This window comes from Sphingomonas citri (assembly GCF_019429485.1).
GTDB lineage: Bacteria > Pseudomonadota > Alphaproteobacteria > Sphingomonadales > Sphingomonadaceae > Sphingomonas > Sphingomonas citri.
The window spans coordinates 39,461-56,096 of record NZ_JAHXZN010000002.1 but is presented as its reverse complement, the minus strand read 5'-3'; the positions used below and the strand labels follow the sequence as shown (position 1 = coordinate 56,096).

The window sequence follows — 16,636 nt, the reverse complement described above, 5'->3', positions numbered from 1 at the left end:
GTTCCGCTCAGTCGGTCGCAGTCACGGAAGCGCTCGCCGCGGCGCGCGGCTGCGCGGCGAGGAACGCCTCCACCTCGCCGAGCGCCACGCCACGATCGAGATAGGTCTGGCCGATGCCGCGCGTGAGCAGGAAGGGCAGGGTGCCCGCCTCCATCTTCTTGTCGTGGCGCATATGCTCGACCAGCCGCTCGGCGGGCGCGTCGATGCCCGCCGCGGCAAGCCCGTCGGGCAGGCCGCTGTCACGCCAATGCGCCGCCACGCGCTCGGCGTCGGCGGCGGAGCAGCGCCCGGTCGCGGCCGAGAACGCGAAGGCGAGCGCGCACCCCGCCGCGACCGCTTCGCCGTGGAGCAGCCGGTCGGAGAAACCCGCCTCGGCTTCCAGCGCGTGGCCGAAGGTATGGCCGAGGTTGAGCAAGGCGCGGCGGCCGTTGGTCTCGTGCTCGTCCTCGGCGACGATCCGCGCCTTGGCGGCGACCGCGTGCGCGATGGCGTGGGTGCGCGCGGCCGGGTCGCCGGCGAGCAGCGCGGCGCCGTGACGCTCGCACCAGGCGAAGAAGTCGGCGTCGTCGATCAGCCCGTATTTGACCACCTCGGCATAGCCGGCGCGCACCTGTCGTGTGGGCAGCGTGTCGAGCACGTCGGGGTCGATCAGTACGAGGCGCGGCTGGTGGAAGGCGCCGATCAGGTTCTTGCCCGCGCGCGCGTTGATCCCGGTCTTGCCGCCGACCGACGAATCGACCTGCGCCAGCAGCGTCGTCGGGATCTGGACGAAGCGGCAGCCGCGCTTGAGGATCGCGCTGGCGAAGCCGACCAGGTCGCCGATCACCCCGCCGCCGAGCGCCACGACATGGTCGCCGCGCTCGACCCCGAGCGCGAGCAGCTGGTCGGTGAGTCTCTCGAGCGTGGCCCAGCTCTTCGACGCCTCGCCCGCGGGGAGCACGATCGAGCGATGCCCGACCCCGACCGAGTCCAGCGCGCCGCCCAGCGCGGCGAGATGGTCGGCGACGTTGACGTCGGCCACGATCACCAGCGGGCGCCGGCCCGCCAGCGGCGCGAGCCACTCGCCGGCGTGGGTCAGCAGCCCGGGCTCGATCACCACGTCATAGCTGCGCTCGCCCAGCCGGACGGGGACGGTGGCGCCCCGGCCAGACTGCTTGCCGGTCTGCTCGTTACTCATCTGCCCAGGGCCTCCAGGATCGCGCGCACGGTCGTCTCGTGCGGGGCGTTGGCGCTGGCGACGCGAAGATGCGCCAGCGCGTAGAGCGGGTTGCGGACGGCGGCGAGGTCGCGCAGCACCGCCGCCGGGTCGCGTCCGCGCAGCAGCGGGCGGGTGTCGCGGCGGCGCACGCGCTCGGCCAGCACCTCCACCGGCGCGTCGAGCCAGATCGCCAGCGCCTCGGACAGGATCAGCGCGCGCGTCTCATCGTTGACGAAGGCGCCGCCCCCCGTCGCGATCACCTTGGGGCGGCCGTCGATCAGGCGCTGGATCACGCGGCGCTCGCCGTCGCGGAAATAAGCCTCGCCGAACTGCGCGAAGATGTCGCTGATCGACATGCCCGCGGCGGACTCGATCTCGGTGTCGGCGTCGACGAAGGGCAGGCCGAGCCGCGTCGCCAGCCGGCGCCCGACCGTGGACTTGCCCGCGCCCATCAGTCCGACCAGCACGATCGGCTGGCCGATCCAGGCGGCTCCTCGTTCGCGCGGGGCAGGCGGGCTTTGCAACATCGTCGGCAGGGCTATACAGCGCCTTCATGCCCCGGCAACAGCGTGCGCGCCGCGCGCTTCTCCCGGGGCGGTTGGGCGCGTGCGCGATGGGGTATCCATGTCTCGGTTGATCGTCTCGGTGGTGGTGTTGCTGGTGATCGTGCTCGGCGCCCTGTTCTTCCTCGCCGGGCGCGCGACCGAGCAGCCGACGACGCGGGTCGAGAAGGCGGTCGAGCTTGGCAACCTCGCGAACTAGGCGCGCGCTCGTCGCGGGCGCCGCGGCGCTCGCGATCGGTGCCGCCGCGGCGGCGCAGCAGAGCCCCGAATCACTGTTGCCGCCCGGTTTCGGCGAGAACGCGCCGACGCCGACGCCGTCCCCCGCACCGTCGTCAGGCACCGCTGCGCCGGTCGCGCCGGGCGCGGCGCCCGCGACCGCGCCTCGTGTCACCGCGACGACACCGGCCGGCCCGTTGCCGCCGCTCCCGCCGCTGGCGATGCCGACGCCGGGCGCGACGCCCACGCCGGTGGCGCCGCGCTACGAGATGCCCGCCTTCGCGCGGCGGTCGCTCGCGCAGCTCGGCCCCAGCGACAGTTTCGCCGCCGACGCCTTCGCCGGCGCCGACGGCCGCTACCTCGAGCGGCTGATGCGGCGGCTGTCGGCGCCGCTGCCGTCGCGTTGGCTCCAGATCGCGCTGCGCCGGCTGCTCGCCGCGGAACTGGTCACGCCCGCGCACGTCAACGGCGCCGACTTCGCCGCCGAGCGCGCGTGGCTGCTGCTGCGCATGGGCGAGTCGGTCACCGCGCGCGCTGTGGCGCAGTCGGTTGATCTCGACCGTGTCACCCCCAAGCTGCGCCAGGTGTGGATGCAGGCCGCGCTCGCCACCGCGGACCCCGCCGCGCTGTGCGCGCTGGCGCCGGGGGCGGGGGAAAGCGAGCGCGGCTGGATCGTCGCGCGCGCGATGTGCGCCGGCCTGACCGGCACCGGCAAGACGCAGCCGCTGCTCGCCGACATCCGCCGCCGCCGAGTTGCCAGCGGCATCGATCTCCAGCTCGCGCAGAAGGTGATGGGGGCGGGGCTCGACAGCCGTCAAGCGATCACGATCGAGTGGGCGCCGGTGACCCAGCTCACCGCGTGGCGCTTCGGCCTCGCCACTGCCACCGGCGTCGCGGTGCCCGCCGAACTCTACGACACGGTCGGGCCGCAGGTGACCGCGTGGCGCGCGCTCGCGCCGGCGATCCCGCTCGCCGAGCGCGCCGCGGTTGCCGACCGGGCGGCGGCGCTGGGCGCGCTGTCGTCCGCGGCGCTGGTCGATCTCTACTCGGCGCTGGCCGACGGCGACGACGTGCCCGCGCCACTGGCGCGCACCGCCAACGACCTGCGCGACGCCTATGTCGGCGACAGCCTCGACACCCGCCTGGGCGCGATGGCGCGGCTGTGGGATGCGGCCGAGACGCCGGCGGCGCGCTACGGCCGACTGATCCTGACCGCTCGCGCCGCGGCGCGGTTGCTGCCCGCGGGCGAGGTGGAGCAGGCCGACCGGCTCGTCGCCTCGATGTTGAGCGCGGGGCTGGACCGCACCGCGCAGCGCTGGCGCGGCCATGTGCGCGCCGGCAGCGACGCCTGGGCGATGCTGCTGCTCGCCGACCCCGACGGCGGCGCGCGCGGCACCAACCCGCGAGATTATGTCCCGAGTGGCGCCAATGCCGAGCGCAAGAAGCAGCTGTTCTTCGCCGCGCTCGCCGGCCTGGGCGACGTGCCCGTCGCCGACCTGACGGACGAGGGCGAGCGCTTCGGCGTGCCGGTCACGCGGGCCGACAGCTGGACGCGCGCGCTCGACCAGGCGGTGGCGGCGCGCCAGCAGGGTACCGTGCTGCTGCTCGCCGCGGTCGGTCTGCAGGCGCGCGGCTGGGAGGCGGTGCCGGCGGCGTCGCTCTACCGAGTCGTCGCGGCGCTGCGCGCGGTCGGGCTCGATGGCGAGGCGCGGATGATCGCGGCCGAGGCGATCGCGCGGCTCTGATGCGCGCGCGCGGGCTCACGACCGGGGCGGGGGCCTCGGGCGAGGACCGGCAGGCGATCGAGCGCTTCCTCGAGATGCTGGCGGCGCAGGCCGGTGCGGCGGCGAACACGCTCGCCGCCTATCGCCGCGATCTCGCGTTGGCGTCCGAGGCGCTCGACGGCGGGCTGGCACGCGCCGACGCCGCCGCGCTGGGCCGGCTCGCCGACGGCTGGATCGCGCTCGCCAGCGCCAGCGTGGCGCGCAAAGCCTCGGCGCTGCGACGCTTCTTCGCCTTTCTCGCCGAGGAGGGCGCGCGCCACGACGATCCCTCGCCGGCGCTGCCGCGCCCGGCCACGCGCCGCGCGCTGCCGCGCACGCTGAGCCACGCCGACGTCGACCGGCTGTTCGCCGCGATCGCCGAGCGGCTCGCGCGCGATCCCGTGATACCGACCGATCTGCGGCTGGCCGCGCTGATCGAGCTGCTCTACGGCTCGGGGCTGCGCGCGAGCGAGCTGGTGTCGCTGCCGCGCAACGCGATCCACCCGGATCGCCCGTTCCTGATCCTGCGCGGCAAGGGCGGCAAGGAGCGGCTGGTGCCGCTGTCCGATCGCGCGCGCGCGGCGGTGGCAGCGTGGCGCGTGCATGTCGCGAGCGATCGCCCCTTCCTCTTCCCCTCGGGGGCGACCCACCTCTCGCGCGTGCGGCTGTTCCAGCTGGTGCGCACGCTCGCTGCCGAGGCGGGGATCCCGCCCGATCGGATCAGCCCGCACGTGCTGCGCCACGCCTTCGCGACTCACCTGCTCGAGGGGGGCGCCGACCTGCGTGCGTTGCAGTCGATGCTGGGCCATGCCGACATCGCCACCACCGAGATCTACACGCATGTCGACAGCAGCCGCCTGGTCGAGCTGGTCAACGAGCGGCACCCGCTCGTTGACGCGTTGCGTCACCGCGACTAGCTGCGGCCGATGCCTAGTTTCCTCGACTTCGAGAAGCCCATCGCCGAGCTGCAGGCGCGCATCGACGAGCTGCGCGACACCGGTGACGCGGGCGCGATCGACATCTCCGCGGAGATCGCCAAGCTCCAGGCCAAGTCCGACAAGCAGCTGAAGGACACGTTCGCCAAGCTGACGCCGTGGCAGAAGACCCAGGTGGCGCGCCATCCCGAGCGCCCGCACTTCCGCCATTACGTCGCCGGGCTGTTCGACGAGTTCCTCCCGCTGGCGGGAGATCGCGCCTTCGGCGACGATCAGGCGATCCTCGGCGGCTTCGCCACGTTCCGCGGCCAGCGCGTGATGGTGCTGGGCCATGAGAAAGGCGACGACACCGCCAGCCGGCTCAAGCACAATTTCGGCATGGGCAAGCCCGAGGGCTACCGAAAGGCGATCCGGCTGATGGAACTGGCCGATCGCTTCGGGCTGCCGGTGGTTACGCTGGTCGATACCTCGGGGGCCTTCCCGGGCATCCAGGCGGAGGAGCGCGGCCAGGCCGAGGCGATCGCGCGCTCGACCGGGGCGTGTCTCGCACTCGGCGTGCCGCTGGTCGCGTCGATCGTCGGCGAGGGCGGCTCGGGCGGCGCGATCGCGCTCGCCAGCGGTAACCGCGTGTTGATGTTCGAGCATGCGGTCTATTCGGTGATCTCGCCGGAAGGGTGCGCGTCGATCCTGTGGCGCACCGCCGACCGCGCCCCCGACGCCGCCGAGGCGATGAAGGTGACCGCGCAGGATCTCAAGGGTCTCGGCGTGATCGACTCGATCGTCCCCGAGCCGCTCGGCGGCGCGCATCGCGACCCGGCGGGCGCGATTCGCGCGTTGGGTGATTCGATCGAGCGCGCGCTCGGTGAGCTGTCGCCGCTGACGCCGGAGGCGCTGCGCCAGGACCGGCGCGACAAATTCCTGCGCATGGGCCGGCTGAGCTGAAGCGAGGGCGCTTTGGCGGAGGAGGAAGCTCCGCCTGCAACCTGCTCCGTCATCCTGAACTTGTTTCAGGATCCACGGTGCCGCGTACAGCACGCACGAGGCGGTCGCGGGGCGGTGGATCCTGAAACGAGTTCAGGATGACGCCAGTCTGATGCTGTGCGGATTACCGACTTGAGGGTTGACGCAACAACAGGATCAGGGCGCCCGTGAACTCAACAAGAAAAAAGGCGGCGGGACCGAGGTCCAGCCGCCCTTCATACGTGAACGGACCAGCGGATTACGCGTTGGCCATCCGGCTCGAAGTGGTGTTGAAGGTGTTCTGCAGCTGGTTGCCCAGGCCCTTCATCGCACCGATGGCGGCGACGGCGACCAGCGCGGCGATCAGGCCGTACTCGATCGCGGTGGCGGCCTTGTTGTTCTTCAGGAAAGCGCGAATCTTCTGCATGTCGATCTCCGAGACAAATTGGCTTCAGTTACCCGGCCGATGAGCCTCTGGGGCTCCAGCGATGTCCGGTGTAGCTGCGGCACGGTTGAGAAAGACTTAAGCCTGTTCCGACGATTTCAGAAATTTACGCAGGTTAGTTGGGATCTTCTCAGCGACCGACGAGAAGGTTGGTCGACACGGTGGTGAGAACGTCGCTCAGTGCGGTGGACACGCGGCCGAGCCCCGCGGCGATCGTCAGCGCAATCGCGGCGAGGATGAGGGCATATTCCACCGCGGTCGCGCCGCGGCCGTCGCGGCTGAGTCGCGAGAAGAACGGGCGTCGGGTGCGAGGGCGTGCCATGACGCGATCGTAGCCCAGGCATGGTTAAGGATCGGTTCGATGACGATGCTGGTGGTCGCCGCGGCGCTGATCGACCCGGCCGGACGCTGCCTGATGCAGCAGCGTCCGGCCGACAAACGCCACGGCGGGTTGTGGGAGTTCCCGGGCGGCAAGGTCGAGCCGGACGAGGCGCCCGTTGACGCGCTGGTCCGCGAGCTCGCCGAGGAGCTCGCCATCGCGGTGTCGCCCGCGGCGCTCACGCCGCTGTCCTTCGCCGCCGATGCCGCGGCCGGCGCGCGCCCGCTGGTGATGCTGCTCTACGTCGCGCGCGCCTGGTCGGGCGAGCCGCGCCCACTCGCCGCGGCGGCGCTGCGCTGGGACTTGCCCGCCGCGCTCGCCGGGCTGCCGATGCCGCCGGTCGACGTGCCGCTGCTCGCCGTGCTGCGCGAGTCGCTTGCCCGCGGCGACGCGCTGGCCTAGGGGCGCCGGCGCGACAGGTTCCCCGGGAGGGGAAGTAAGAGGGAAGCCGGTAGCTTGGTGGCGATCCGGCGCTGCCCCCGCAACTGTGACCGGCGAGCCCTCTCCCGCGCGTGCCACTGGACCCTCGGTCCGGGAAGGCCGGAGCCGGGGCGCTGACCCGGGAGCCAGGAGACCTGCCCGTCGCGGTTGTCCTTCGCGCGGACGGGGTGTGCCGGGCGATCGAGGTCTTGTCCTCGCGTGACGACGATCGGGTGGCAGCGCCGCGGCACGGGGCCGCGCGTCCGCCCGCGACCGTGTGGGGGAAGACGTGACCATATCCTATCGCCGCATCGCGATCGCGCTGCCAGTGCTGCTGCTCGCGCCGGCGGCGCACGCGCAGAGCGCGCAATCGACCGAGGCGCTGGAACAGGCGACTCGCGCGGGCGACGACGTGATCGTCACCGCCGCGCGCGCCGCCACGCCGGCGGACACCGTGGCGCAGGCGGTGACCGTGCTCGACACCGCGACGATCGAGCGGCGCCAGACGGTCGTACTCGCGGACCTGCTGCGCCAGACCCCCGGCATCGCCGTGGCGCGCACCGGCGGCGTCGGCGGTGTCACCTCGGTGTTCATCCGCGGCGCCGAGAGCGACCAGACCGCGGCGCTGATCGACGGCGTGAAGATCAACGATCCCTCGGCGCCCGGCGGCGGCTTCAACTTCGGCGAGCTGCTGGTCGGCAATATCGCGCGGGTCGAGGTGCTGCGCGGCGCCTCCTCGGTGCTGTGGGGCAGCCAGGCGATCGGCGGCGTGGTCAACATGATCACGCGCCAGCCGACGGACCGTTTGAGCGTCAACGCACGTGCCGAGGGTGGGGCGATGGGCACCGGCCAGGCCTTTGCCAACGTCTCGGGACGTGCCGGCGCGATCGCGGCGAGCCTGGGCGGCGGCTATTACACCACCGACGGCATCTCGTCCTACGCGCGCGGCAGCGAGCGCGACGGCTTCCGCCACTATGGCGGCAACGCCAGCGTGACCGCGACGCTGGCGAGCAACGTCTCCGTCGACCTGCGCGGCTTCTATGCCAACGGCCGCACCGAGTTCGACGGCTTCCCGGCGCCGAACTACACCTTCAACGACACGCGCGAATACAGCGATGCCGAGCAGTGGGTCGGTTATGGCGGCGTCAACGTCGCGCTGTTCGACGGCGCGCTGCGCAACCGGCTGGGCTATGCGCGGACCGACATCGCGCGGACCAGCTACGACCGTGCGCTGACGCCGCGCGAGACCTACCGCTCGCAGGGGCAGAACTATCGCCTCGACTACCAGGGCGTCGCCGATCTCGGTGCGGTCGCGCGCGCGACGTTCGGTGCCGAGCGCGAGATCTCGCGGCTTTACACGCGCGGCTACGGCAGCACCGATCGCGGGCGCGCGCGGCTGTTCAGCGTCTACGGCCAGCTCGCGCTCACCCCGCTCGCCGGGGTGACCGCGACCGGCGGCGTGCGCCACGACGACCATGACCGCTTCGGCGGCGCCACCGTCGGCGCGGCGAGCCTGGCCTGGACGCCCAACGACGGCGCCACTTTGCTACGCGGCAGCTGGTCGCAGGGCTTCAAGGCGCCGACCCTGTTTCAGCTCAACGGCAGCACCGGCAATCCCAACCTGCGTCCCGAGCGATCCGAGGGCTGGGACGCGGGGGTGACCCAGCGCGCGCTCGACGGCGCGCTTGAGGCGAGCGCGACGTGGTTCCGCCGCGTCTCGCGCGACCTGATCAACACGCGCGCGTGCAGCCCGGCGGTGGACGGGCCGATCTGTGACACGCGGCCGTTCGGCATCTACGACAATGTCGCGCGCACCCGCGCGCAGGGGCTGGAGTTCGCGCTCACGCTGCGCCCGGTCGAGGCGCTGACGGTCGTCGCCGCCTATACCTATCTCGACGGCGAGAACCGCTCGCCGGGTGCGAGCTTCGGCCTGCCGCTGCTGCGCCGCCCGCGCGACAGCACCACCGTCAACGCCGATTATCACTGGCCGTTCGGCCTCTCCACCGGGGTGACGCTCACCGCGGTTGGCGACAGCTACGACGTCGGCCAGGTGCGGCTCGACGGCTATGTCCTCGCCGACCTGCGCGCCGCGCTGCCGCTGAGCGACAACATCGAGCTGTATGCGCGGCTCGAGAATGCCTTCGATCAGCGCTACCTCGTGGCGGTGGACTATGGCAATCCCGGGCGCGCCGCCTACGGCGGGGTGCGGCTGCGCTACTGAGATGGGCGCACGCGCTCTCCTGCTGCTGCTCGCGGCCCCGGCGCTGGTCTGTGCCGCGACGCCGCGCGAGCCGCGCATCGTGTCGATCAACCCGTGCCTCGACGCGGTGCTAGTACGAGTCGCCGACCCCGCGCAGATCGCCTCGATCAGCGCTTACTCGCAGGACGCGCGCTCCAGCTCCATCCCGCTCGCGCTGGCGCGGCGCTACCCAGCGAACGCCGGTACCGCGGAGGAGGTGGTGGCGCTGCGCCCCGACCTCGTCGTCGCCGGCGGCCATGTCGCCCCCGCGACGGTGGCCGCGCTGAAGCGGCTGCGCGTGCCGCTCGCGCAGTTCGCGGTGCCCACGACGGTGGAGGAGAGCGTCGCCCAGGTGCGCGACCTCGCCGCGCGCGTCGGTCACCCGGCGCGGGGCGTGGCGCTCGCGGCGCGGATCGAGGCGGCGGCGCGGCAGGTGCGGCTGATGCCGGTGCCCGCGCTGATCTTCGGCGCGGGCGGACTGGTGCCCGGCGCGGGGACGCTGCCCGACGACCTGCTGACCCGCGCGGGCTTCCGCAACGCCAGCGCCGGCTACGGGCTGGCGCGCTGGGACGTGCTGCCACTCGAGCATCTCATCGCCGCTCCGCCGCGTGCGCTCTTCTCGGTCGCCGCGGCGGAGGGCGGGGGTGAGCGCGCCGAGCACCATCCCGCGCTCCGCCGCCTCGCGCCGCGGCTCACCACCGTCCCCTTCCCGGCGCGCTTGATGAACTGCGGCGGACCGACGATCGTCGAGGCGATGGCATTGCTGCGCACCGCGCGCGCGCGGTTCGGGGAGGGGCGATGAGCCGCGCGACGCTATGGCTGATGCTTGCGCTGCTGCTCGCCGCGGCGGGCTCGCTCGCCGCGGGCAAGGTGTGGGTGCCGCTCGACGCCTGGACCAGCGCCGACCCGCGCTCGATCATCATCGTCGAGCTGCGACTGCCGCGCACGATCCTCGCGCTGATCGTCGGCGCGGCGCTGGGGGTCGCGGGCGCGGCGATGCAGGGCTATCTGCGCAACCCGCTGGCCGACCCCGGACTGTTCGGCGTCTCCTCGGGCGCGGCGCTGGGTGCGGTCTGCGCGCTCTTCTTCGGCTATGCCGCGCAGGCCTGGCTGGTGCCGCTCTTCGCGCTGGCGGGGGCGGCGGCGACGATGGCGCTGCTCGCGCTGATCGCGGGGCGCTCGGCCAGCCTGGTGGTGTTCACGCTCGCCGGCATGGTGCTGACCAGCCTCGCCGGCGCGCTCACGGCGCTCGCGATCAGCCTGGCGCCGACGCCGTTCGTCGCTTCCGAGATCGTCACCTGGCTGATGGGCGCGCTGACCGACCGCAGCTGGAACGACGTGTGGCTCGCGCTGCCGCTGGTCGCGCTCGGCATCGCGGTGCTGGCGCGCACCGCGCCCGCGCTCGACGCGCTCACGCTGGGCGAGACCGCGGCGCGCTCGCTCGGGGTCGAGCCGCGGCGGCTGCAGCGCGCGATCGTGCTCGGCGTCGCGCTCACCGTCGGCGCTACGGTGGCGACCGCGGGGGTGATCGGCTTCGTCGGGCTGATGGTGCCGCATCTCGTCCGCCCGCTCGCGCGCCACCGCCCCGGCGCGACGTTGTGGCCGAGCGCGCTCGCGGGCGCGCTGCTGGTGACCGTGGCGGACACGCTGGTGCGGTTGGTGCCGAGCGCGAGCGAGCTGCGGCTCGGCATCGCCATGTCGCTGCTCGGCGCGCCCTTCTTCCTCTACCTGCTGCTGCGGCTGCGCCGGCGGCTGGCATGAGCGCGCTGGCGACCGAGGCGCTGACGCTGTCGCTCGGCGGGCGGCGCGTGCTCGAGGCGGTGACGCTCACGCTCGCGCCTGGGCGCGTCACCGCGCTGCTCGGGCCCAATGGCGCGGGCAAGAGCAGCCTGCTCGCCTGCCTCGCCGCGCTGCGTCGCCCCGACTCGGGGTCGGCGACGCTGGACGGCGTAGACGTAGCGGCGCTGAACGCGCGCGAGCGCGCGCGCCGCATCGGCTTCCTGCCGCAGCAGGCGGACGTGCACTGGGACGTTGACGTGCGCGCGCTGGTGGCGCTCGGCCGGCTGCCGTGGCGCGGGCGTGGCGGGGCGGACGCGGCGGACCGTGCGGCGGTGGAGCGGGCGCTGGAGGCGACGGCGATGACGGGCCTGGCGGCGCGTCCGGTCGAGCAGCTCTCCGGCGGCGAGCGCGCGCGCGCGCTGCTGGCCCGCGTCCTGGCGGGCGAGCCCGAGTGGCTGCTTGCCGACGAGCCGCTCGCCAGCCTCGACCCGGCGCACCAGCTCGACGTCGGCGCCCGGCTGCGCGCGGTCGCGACGGCGGGCGCTGGCGTGGTGCTGGTGGTGCACGACCTCAACCTCGCGGCACGGCTGGCGGACTCGGTGGTGCTGCTGCGCGCCGGTCGCGTGATGGCGGCGGGCGACGCCGCCGCGGTGCTGACGCCCGAGGCGATCGCGGCGACCTATGGGGTGGCGGTGGAGGTGGGGCTCACCGCGGGGGGCGAGCGATATATCGTGCCGGTGGGCCGGGTGTGAGCCGCTGCATCTGGAGGCGCGACCGGGAATCGAACCCGGGTGCAAGGATTTGCAGTCGTTGAGCGCAATCATCCCGAACCGTCATGGATCGACCTGATTACAGGAGGTTAGGGGTAAAAAGGACCTGATCGGGGTGGGTGAAGATACCCGCATTTACCCGCGTTTTCCCGAACTGATTGCACAGGAACTACACAGGCTGCACCGACACGCCGTAGCCACCGCGATGCGTGAGGTAGGGAAGCTCAGTGGAGCTTATCGTCGAGAGCGTCGCCCACCTTAAGCCCCACGCTTCCACCGTCTGGCAAGCGGCCACACCCGGCTGGCGCGGGTTCGTCCAAGCTCCCATTTTCGAAGCGACATACGTCATGGCGGAACGTCGCCTACAGGGTTGCAACGCGATTTTGGAGAAGTGGCTGTCGTCTGTGTTCAAGTGACGCCTTGGTTCGATCGATTTCGGGGATGATTCGCCCGGAAGATAGCTCCGTTTCGGGTTAACGCCACACAGTTACTTGCTACGGCGCTCGCATTCGCCTTTACTGCGGGTTCTGCTGTTCGATCGAGTGCGGGGGGTGTAGCATTCAGAAAGTGGCATTCAGTCCTCGGGGTCTGCGATCAGAGGTTAGGTCCACCGATGGCGCCGACTACGGCGTTGATTTCTCGTTGCCTATTGACGCGTATATAGAAGAAGCGACACGCAGCTTCGATCATCCTGAAATATTAGATGATTTCAACTCCTTTGAGCATAAATGCAAGCCCGCTGTGTCATACTCAAGCTACTCTACAGTTTTAGTAATCAGAGCCTTGTCAACATACATACGACGACGATTTGACGTTGGTCTACAGACGAGAGAAAATATCACGAAGGGGCTTATTCAGGCCTTTAGTGACTCCACTCCTATACATGTGATACGTAGAGATATTAGCAGTTTTTACGAGAATATACCTACAGAGCCTCTGATTGAAAGCTTGTTGTACACGACAGCTTTGCCGGCAAAAGCACGAAGGTTGCTGGAAAAGTTTTTTGAGCTTCATTGCTCGGGGCCTGTAGGCCTGCCGCGTGGCCTTGGGCTAAGTGCGACTCTAGCGGAACTCGCATTGCAGTCGTTCGATGCTGCTGTACGAGCCGTTCCGGGGGTATACAGATACCACCGCTTTGTTGATGACATGATCCTTCTATGCACTGAGAAGGCTGGGGTTTCCGACGCCGTTGAGGGGTTGCTTCCAACGCCGATGCGGTTGCATCCAAGGAAGCGTAGCGACCTGACCATCGCAAACACTGAGGGCGGTCGAGATGATTTTGCGGAGCTTGAATACCTAGGCTACTGGTTCCGAGTCCAGCAAGCAACCAAGAAAGGCGAGCCGCGTCAGGTACATGTCGGCATTGCCGAGAAAAAAATAAATCGGATCAAGACTCGGCTAATTTTGGCATCAAGGGCCTTTCTTATTGACGATAACTACTTTCTTCTACTTCGCAGATTTCAGTTCCTGACGGGGAATTATCGATTTGTGAAGCGAAGACCGCTGGTGTCAACTGGATCGTCTACGGTTCGGTCGGGAATCTTTTATAACTATAAGTTAAGTGGCGTTTACTTTGGTCGAGATTTCGAAGCATCAGCAATGCCCGAGCTTAAAAAGTTGGACTGGTTTTATAGAAACTCGATTTTAGGAAATAGGTATCCTCTTGGTCGACACCTCACAAGTCGACTAGCTGGCGCAAGGCTGGAAAACTTACGAACGCTTTCGTTTACGCAGGGACACTTACGAGCATTTAACGTAGCTGTTACAAGCTCACAGGTCGAAGAAATTAAGAGTATTTGGAAAAATGTCTAAATTTAGACCGCGTTTGCTGCGTATGAGGGGGCTCGTCGCAGATGTGCTGCCTTTTGAGGTTCCCCTTACATTTACAAATGATGTTTTCTTTTCGAGCACTCTCCCGCTTCGGTGCGATCCAGCGGTCTCCGAGGTGCTCGGTATCATTCGAACCCCAGGCGCTTACACAATCCCGTTGAACTATGATGTTTTGAAGGAGAGAGGAAAGAATCTCACGCTTTCCATACCCCATCCAATAGCACAATTGCGCATGGCTCGGCTCTTCGATGACTACGCCGAGACGATGATTAGCGCATGCGATAAAAGTGAATTCTCGCTACGGCGCCCCGCTGAAATTGTTTCACTATTTGCTAACAAGCCTTTGGATCAAAGTGAAATATACCGGGACGGGCTTCCACATGATCTGCTTGAAGATGGTTTACCTGACTTCTCGCGTATGACATCGTTCTTCCGGCTACGACGCTACAATCTTCTTGCTAAGTTCATGGACTCTGACGAGTTTATAGAATTAGAAAAGAGATTCTCTCGCTTGCTGTTTTTAGATATTTCGAAGTGCTTTTATAACATATATACGCATTCAGTCTCATGGGCCGTTAAGGGGAAGGCTCTAACTAAGCAAAATATCAGGAGCTTCTCATTCGAATCCATGTTCGATGAAACAATGCAATTTTCGAACTACAAAGAAACAAATGGGATTATTGTTGGTCCTGAGATTAGCCGCATATTCGCGGAAATCATTCTTCAACAGGTTGATAGGGACGTGAAGGACGCAATCTCGCAAGAACTTGAGCTTACCACGGCTGATTACGCCATTCGCCGTTACGTTGATGATTATAGTATTTTTGCCCACTCTGACCAAACGCTTGAAGCGATTCAGAACATCTTGGTCAAGAGTCTCGGTGCATACAAGCTTTACCTGAATATCGAAAAAAGCCGCATTAGCAATCGTCCTTTTGTCACGCCTATCACAAGAATGAAACATGCGGTCGCAAGTGTCGTTGATGATGTTGGAGGATTGGTCCGATCTTACTTGGAAGCTGCCGAACTTCCCTGCGAGCGGTCAGTTTCTGATCACATTCGAGAGAAACTAAGGAACTGCCGTATCATTCTGCATTCCCCCGATGTTGGATTTCACAATGTCAGTGGATGGTTCTTGTGGAAATTTCGTCGAATTATACGGGATGGCTTGAGACTGTTAAACCGATCGCGTTCGGATGACGAGAAAGATTGTGCTTCGCGTATCACCGCCTCGTTATTTGAAATGGTTTTTTATGTAGTTTCTCTAGATTTCCGAGTTAGATCGGGGTTTAATTTGGCAGTTATTGTCAATGAACTTAGACGAGCAACGGCAATCGATGAGTCTGAGCAATCTGATTGGTTGAATAGCTATGTCTTCGAAGAATTATTGAAACTGACAGATTCGGCCGTAGGTCGCGGTCTTGTCGGTTCATTAGAATTATCCAATTTGCTCCTACTTGGCGCTCACGCGTTCGGCAAAAGATTTGTACGAAGTAGTATCGTTCGCCTTGCCTTAAGTCGGCTTGCTCACCATAAAACCGCGTACTTTGACTACGTAGCTTTAAAGTTCTGCTACTTAAAAGACAGTGAATTTTTTGCCGTTGAATTGCATGCTCTAAATGCTAAGGTTCGTAATTTCATACATGATAATATCGATAATTTGCGTGTTGACACGGAAACTTACTTGCTCTTCTGCGACTATGTTAGTTCTCCGGACGTAGCGGTAAGCAGTAAAATACGTCTAGTCAACGAAGCTCTTTCAATGCATCGCATGAGTGCGCACTTGCCGCCAATCAGTGATCATGTGATCGCGCAACTTACCCGCTTCATTGGTTTCACGGACTGGACCGGTGCACGCCTTCACCACACGTTGGCCAGAAGGCAGTTGCGTGCTTCTAGAGAATACTGATATATGAGCGCTGAGCGTAGGGGCGTCTAACGCTAGAGAATGGCTCACAAGGCCTTACGGGTACCTTCCAGGTGCTCGCCGCCGAAATCCCGGCTACTATTGTCGCGATGAGGTACACACAGGCTAGTATCGGCGCCCCTCCGCTCACTCTGCCCATTTTTTCTCCGAACGATCGGTCTGATACGCAGTCGACCTGTTTGCGCGGGTCGGCCGAGGAGTCACAGATGCTCATCATTCGTGGAAAGCAGCGGTCAGAAGGCGTCGCCTGAGCGGCCGAACCAAGGTCAGGGCGTCGTGGCTGAGCGCTTGGTTTGCATGTTCGAGCTTTCAGCTCGTTGCTGGCGACGCGCGTCGTGAACGGCGCCACACCGGCATTATCTCGCTCCACCTGCTAGCATGTAATCATGTCCAGAACGCGCAAACGACCGTTTGACGAATCTGGACAGAAGGGCCAGGAGGGATCGCCAGACGGGGTACAGCCATGCGGACGATCACCTACTATCGCGTATCGACAGCCAAGCAGGGCCGCAGCGGCTTGGGTCTTGACGCTCAGCGTTCCGCTATCGACGCCTTCTGTTCGTCGCGGGGCTGCCGGCCGCTCGGCGAGTACGTGGAGGTAGAAAGCGGCAAGCGAGACGATCGGCCCGAGCTAGCCAAGGCGCTACACCATGCAAAGGTGACAGGCGCCACGTTGGTGATCGCCAAGCTTGACCGGCTCAGCCGCAATCTCGCCTTCCTCGCCCAGCTACAGGATGCCGGTACTAAGTTCGTTGCCGCCGATATGCCGGAGGCAAACGAGCTTACCATCCATATCATGGCCGCGATGGCTCAGGCCGAGCGAAAGGCCATTAGCAAGCGCACCAAGGAAGCCCTTGCCGCAGCCAAGGCTCGCGGTACCAAGCTGGGGAATCCGATGGGAGCTAGGGCGTTTGGATCAGAGCGGGGTAACGGCGCTGCGGCAGCGGCGATCAAGCTCAAGGCTCAGGCGTTCGCCAAGGACGTTGCCCCTATCATCCAAGCGATTAAGGCTGATGGGCATACGAGCCTGAGAGCGATAGCTGGGGAGCTTAACGCTCGCGGGATCATCACTGCGCGTGGGGGAAAGTGGGCTGCTCAATCCGTTAGCGACCTAATGCGCACAGGCAGCAAGGTTAACGGGATTTAGTAGCGCAGTTCGACCTGTCCGCTTCAACGATTAGACGCTACTGTGAAGGTTGACTTCGCCTATAC

16 protein-coding genes and 1 riboswitch are annotated in these 16,636 nt (G+C 66.7%); of the genes, 12 read left to right on the top strand and 4 right to left on the bottom strand.

Annotated features, from left to right (window positions below; all coding sequences use genetic code 11):
* Positions 1-7 precede the first annotated feature (7 nt).
* Together aroB and KZ820_RS08405 are read right to left on the bottom strand one after the other, a co-directional pair.
* Entirely contained in the window at positions 8-1,177 is a 1,170-nt protein-coding gene (gene aroB / locus KZ820_RS08410; RefSeq protein WP_219748217.1) for a 3-dehydroquinate synthase, read from the bottom strand.
* Positions 1,174-1,725 (bottom strand): shikimate kinase, encoded by a 552-nt coding sequence (locus KZ820_RS08405; protein ID WP_132907446.1) that lies wholly within the window; start codon positions 1,723-1,725, stop codon positions 1,174-1,176. The genes aroB and KZ820_RS08405 overlap by 4 nt, the downstream gene beginning before the upstream one ends.
* A 97-nt stretch (positions 1,726-1,822) precedes the next feature.
* Here KZ820_RS08405 and KZ820_RS08400 point away from each other — a divergent pair, with 97 nt between their 5' ends.
* The 4 genes from KZ820_RS08400 to KZ820_RS08385 are packed head-to-tail and all read left to right on the top strand — an operon-like array spanning position 1,823 to position 5,617.
* Positions 1,823-1,960 (top strand): hypothetical protein, encoded by a 138-nt coding sequence (locus tag KZ820_RS08400; RefSeq protein WP_165926994.1) that lies wholly within the window; start codon positions 1,823-1,825, stop codon positions 1,958-1,960.
* Positions 1,941-3,722 (top strand): hypothetical protein, encoded by a 1,782-nt coding sequence (locus KZ820_RS08395; RefSeq protein WP_219748216.1) that lies wholly within the window; start codon positions 1,941-1,943, stop codon positions 3,720-3,722. The genes KZ820_RS08400 and KZ820_RS08395 overlap by 20 nt, the downstream gene beginning before the upstream one ends.
* A complete protein-coding gene (locus KZ820_RS08390; protein WP_219748215.1) occupies positions 3,722-4,657 on the top strand; it encodes a tyrosine recombinase in 936 nt (311 codons plus the stop codon). Before KZ820_RS08395 ends, KZ820_RS08390 begins: the two co-directional genes overlap by 1 nt.
* Positions 4,658-4,666: 9 nt before the next feature.
* Positions 4,667-5,617 (top strand): acetyl-CoA carboxylase carboxyltransferase subunit alpha, encoded by a 951-nt coding sequence (locus tag KZ820_RS08385; RefSeq protein ID WP_219748214.1) that lies wholly within the window; start codon positions 4,667-4,669, stop codon positions 5,615-5,617.
* Positions 5,618-5,894: 277 nt separating this feature from the next.
* On the opposite strand, the gene KZ820_RS08380 is transcribed toward KZ820_RS08385, so the two are convergent.
* Positions 5,895-6,062: a Flp family type IVb pilin gene (locus KZ820_RS08380; RefSeq protein ID WP_219748213.1), complete on the bottom strand. Its 168-nt coding sequence runs from the start codon at positions 6,060-6,062 to the stop codon at positions 5,895-5,897.
* A 148-nt stretch (positions 6,063-6,210) separates the two neighbouring features.
* On the bottom strand, positions 6,211-6,402 hold the full coding sequence (locus KZ820_RS08375; protein ID WP_219748212.1) for a Flp family type IVb pilin: 192 nt from the start codon (positions 6,400-6,402) through the stop codon (positions 6,211-6,213).
* A gap of 45 nt (positions 6,403-6,447) precedes the next feature.
* On the opposite strand from KZ820_RS08375, the gene KZ820_RS08370 reads away from it, so the two are divergent.
* From KZ820_RS08370 to KZ820_RS08335, 8 genes are all read left to right on the top strand, one after another.
* Entirely contained in the window at positions 6,448-6,861 is a 414-nt protein-coding gene (locus tag KZ820_RS08370; RefSeq protein ID WP_219748543.1) for a (deoxy)nucleoside triphosphate pyrophosphohydrolase, read from the top strand.
* Positions 6,860-7,056, top strand: a riboswitch (cobalamin riboswitch). (Overlaps the previous gene by 2 nt.)
* Before the next feature lie 112 nt (positions 7,057-7,168).
* Complete coding sequence (locus KZ820_RS08365; RefSeq protein WP_219748211.1) at positions 7,169-9,100, top strand: TonB-dependent receptor plug domain-containing protein; 1,932 nt, start codon at positions 7,169-7,171, stop codon at positions 9,098-9,100.
* Position 9,101: 1 nt separating this feature from the next.
* Positions 9,102-9,920: an ABC transporter substrate-binding protein gene (locus KZ820_RS08360; protein ID WP_219748210.1), complete on the top strand. Its 819-nt coding sequence runs from the start codon at positions 9,102-9,104 to the stop codon at positions 9,918-9,920.
* Complete coding sequence (locus KZ820_RS08355; protein ID WP_219748209.1) at positions 9,917-10,879, top strand: FecCD family ABC transporter permease; 963 nt, start codon at positions 9,917-9,919, stop codon at positions 10,877-10,879. Before KZ820_RS08360 ends, KZ820_RS08355 begins: the two co-directional genes overlap by 4 nt.
* Positions 10,876-11,649, top strand: a complete 774-nt coding sequence (locus KZ820_RS08350) for an ABC transporter ATP-binding protein (RefSeq protein ID WP_219748208.1) — start codon at positions 10,876-10,878, stop codon at positions 11,647-11,649. Before KZ820_RS08355 ends, KZ820_RS08350 begins: the two co-directional genes overlap by 4 nt.
* 660 nt (positions 11,650-12,309) lie before the next feature.
* Positions 12,310-13,479, top strand: a complete 1,170-nt coding sequence (drt3a, locus tag KZ820_RS08345; RefSeq protein WP_219748207.1) for an antiviral reverse transcriptase Drt3a — start codon at positions 12,310-12,312, stop codon at positions 13,477-13,479.
* A 22-nt stretch (positions 13,480-13,501) separates the two neighbouring features.
* Positions 13,502-15,406: an antiviral reverse transcriptase Drt3b gene (gene drt3b, locus KZ820_RS08340; protein WP_219748206.1), complete on the top strand. Its 1,905-nt coding sequence runs from the start codon at positions 13,502-13,504 to the stop codon at positions 15,404-15,406.
* Positions 15,407-15,887: 481 nt separating this feature from the next.
* The gene (locus tag KZ820_RS08335) at positions 15,888-16,571 is read left to right on the top strand and encodes a recombinase family protein (RefSeq protein ID WP_219748205.1); all 684 of its coding nucleotides are present in this window, start codon (positions 15,888-15,890) and stop codon (positions 16,569-16,571) included.
* The last annotated feature ends 65 nt before the right edge of the window (positions 16,572-16,636 follow it).

What these genes read in the sequence shown, in the direction of transcription:
- KZ820_RS08390 (WP_219748215.1), top strand. Translation starts at nt 3,722, where the DNA reads ATGCGCGCGCGCGGGCTCACGACCGGGGCGGGGGCCTCGGGCGAGGAC.
- KZ820_RS08385 (WP_219748214.1), top strand. Translation starts at nt 4,667, where the DNA reads ATGCCTAGTTTCCTCGACTTCGAGAAGCCCATCGCCGAGCTGCAGGCG.
- KZ820_RS08370 (WP_219748543.1), top strand. Translation starts at nt 6,448, where the DNA reads ATGCTGGTGGTCGCCGCGGCGCTGATCGACCCGGCCGGACGCTGCCTG.
- KZ820_RS08400 (WP_165926994.1), top strand. Translation starts at nt 1,823, where the DNA reads ATGTCTCGGTTGATCGTCTCGGTGGTGGTGTTGCTGGTGATCGTGCTC.
- KZ820_RS08375 (WP_219748212.1), bottom strand. Translation starts at nt 6,402, where the DNA reads ATGGCACGCCCTCGCACCCGACGCCCGTTCTTCTCGCGACTCAGCCGC.
- KZ820_RS08335 (WP_219748205.1), top strand. Translation starts at nt 15,888, where the DNA reads ATGCGGACGATCACCTACTATCGCGTATCGACAGCCAAGCAGGGCCGC.
- KZ820_RS08380 (WP_219748213.1), bottom strand. Translation starts at nt 6,062, where the DNA reads ATGCAGAAGATTCGCGCTTTCCTGAAGAACAACAAGGCCGCCACCGCG.
- drt3b (WP_219748206.1), top strand. Translation starts at nt 13,502, where the DNA reads ATGAGGGGGCTCGTCGCAGATGTGCTGCCTTTTGAGGTTCCCCTTACA.
- KZ820_RS08350 (WP_219748208.1), top strand. Translation starts at nt 10,876, where the DNA reads ATGAGCGCGCTGGCGACCGAGGCGCTGACGCTGTCGCTCGGCGGGCGG.
- KZ820_RS08355 (WP_219748209.1), top strand. Translation starts at nt 9,917, where the DNA reads ATGAGCCGCGCGACGCTATGGCTGATGCTTGCGCTGCTGCTCGCCGCG.
- KZ820_RS08360 (WP_219748210.1), top strand. Translation starts at nt 9,102, where the DNA reads ATGGGCGCACGCGCTCTCCTGCTGCTGCTCGCGGCCCCGGCGCTGGTC.
- aroB (WP_219748217.1), bottom strand. Translation starts at nt 1,177, where the DNA reads ATGAGTAACGAGCAGACCGGCAAGCAGTCTGGCCGGGGCGCCACCGTC.
- KZ820_RS08405 (WP_132907446.1), bottom strand. Translation starts at nt 1,725, where the DNA reads ATGTTGCAAAGCCCGCCTGCCCCGCGCGAACGAGGAGCCGCCTGGATC.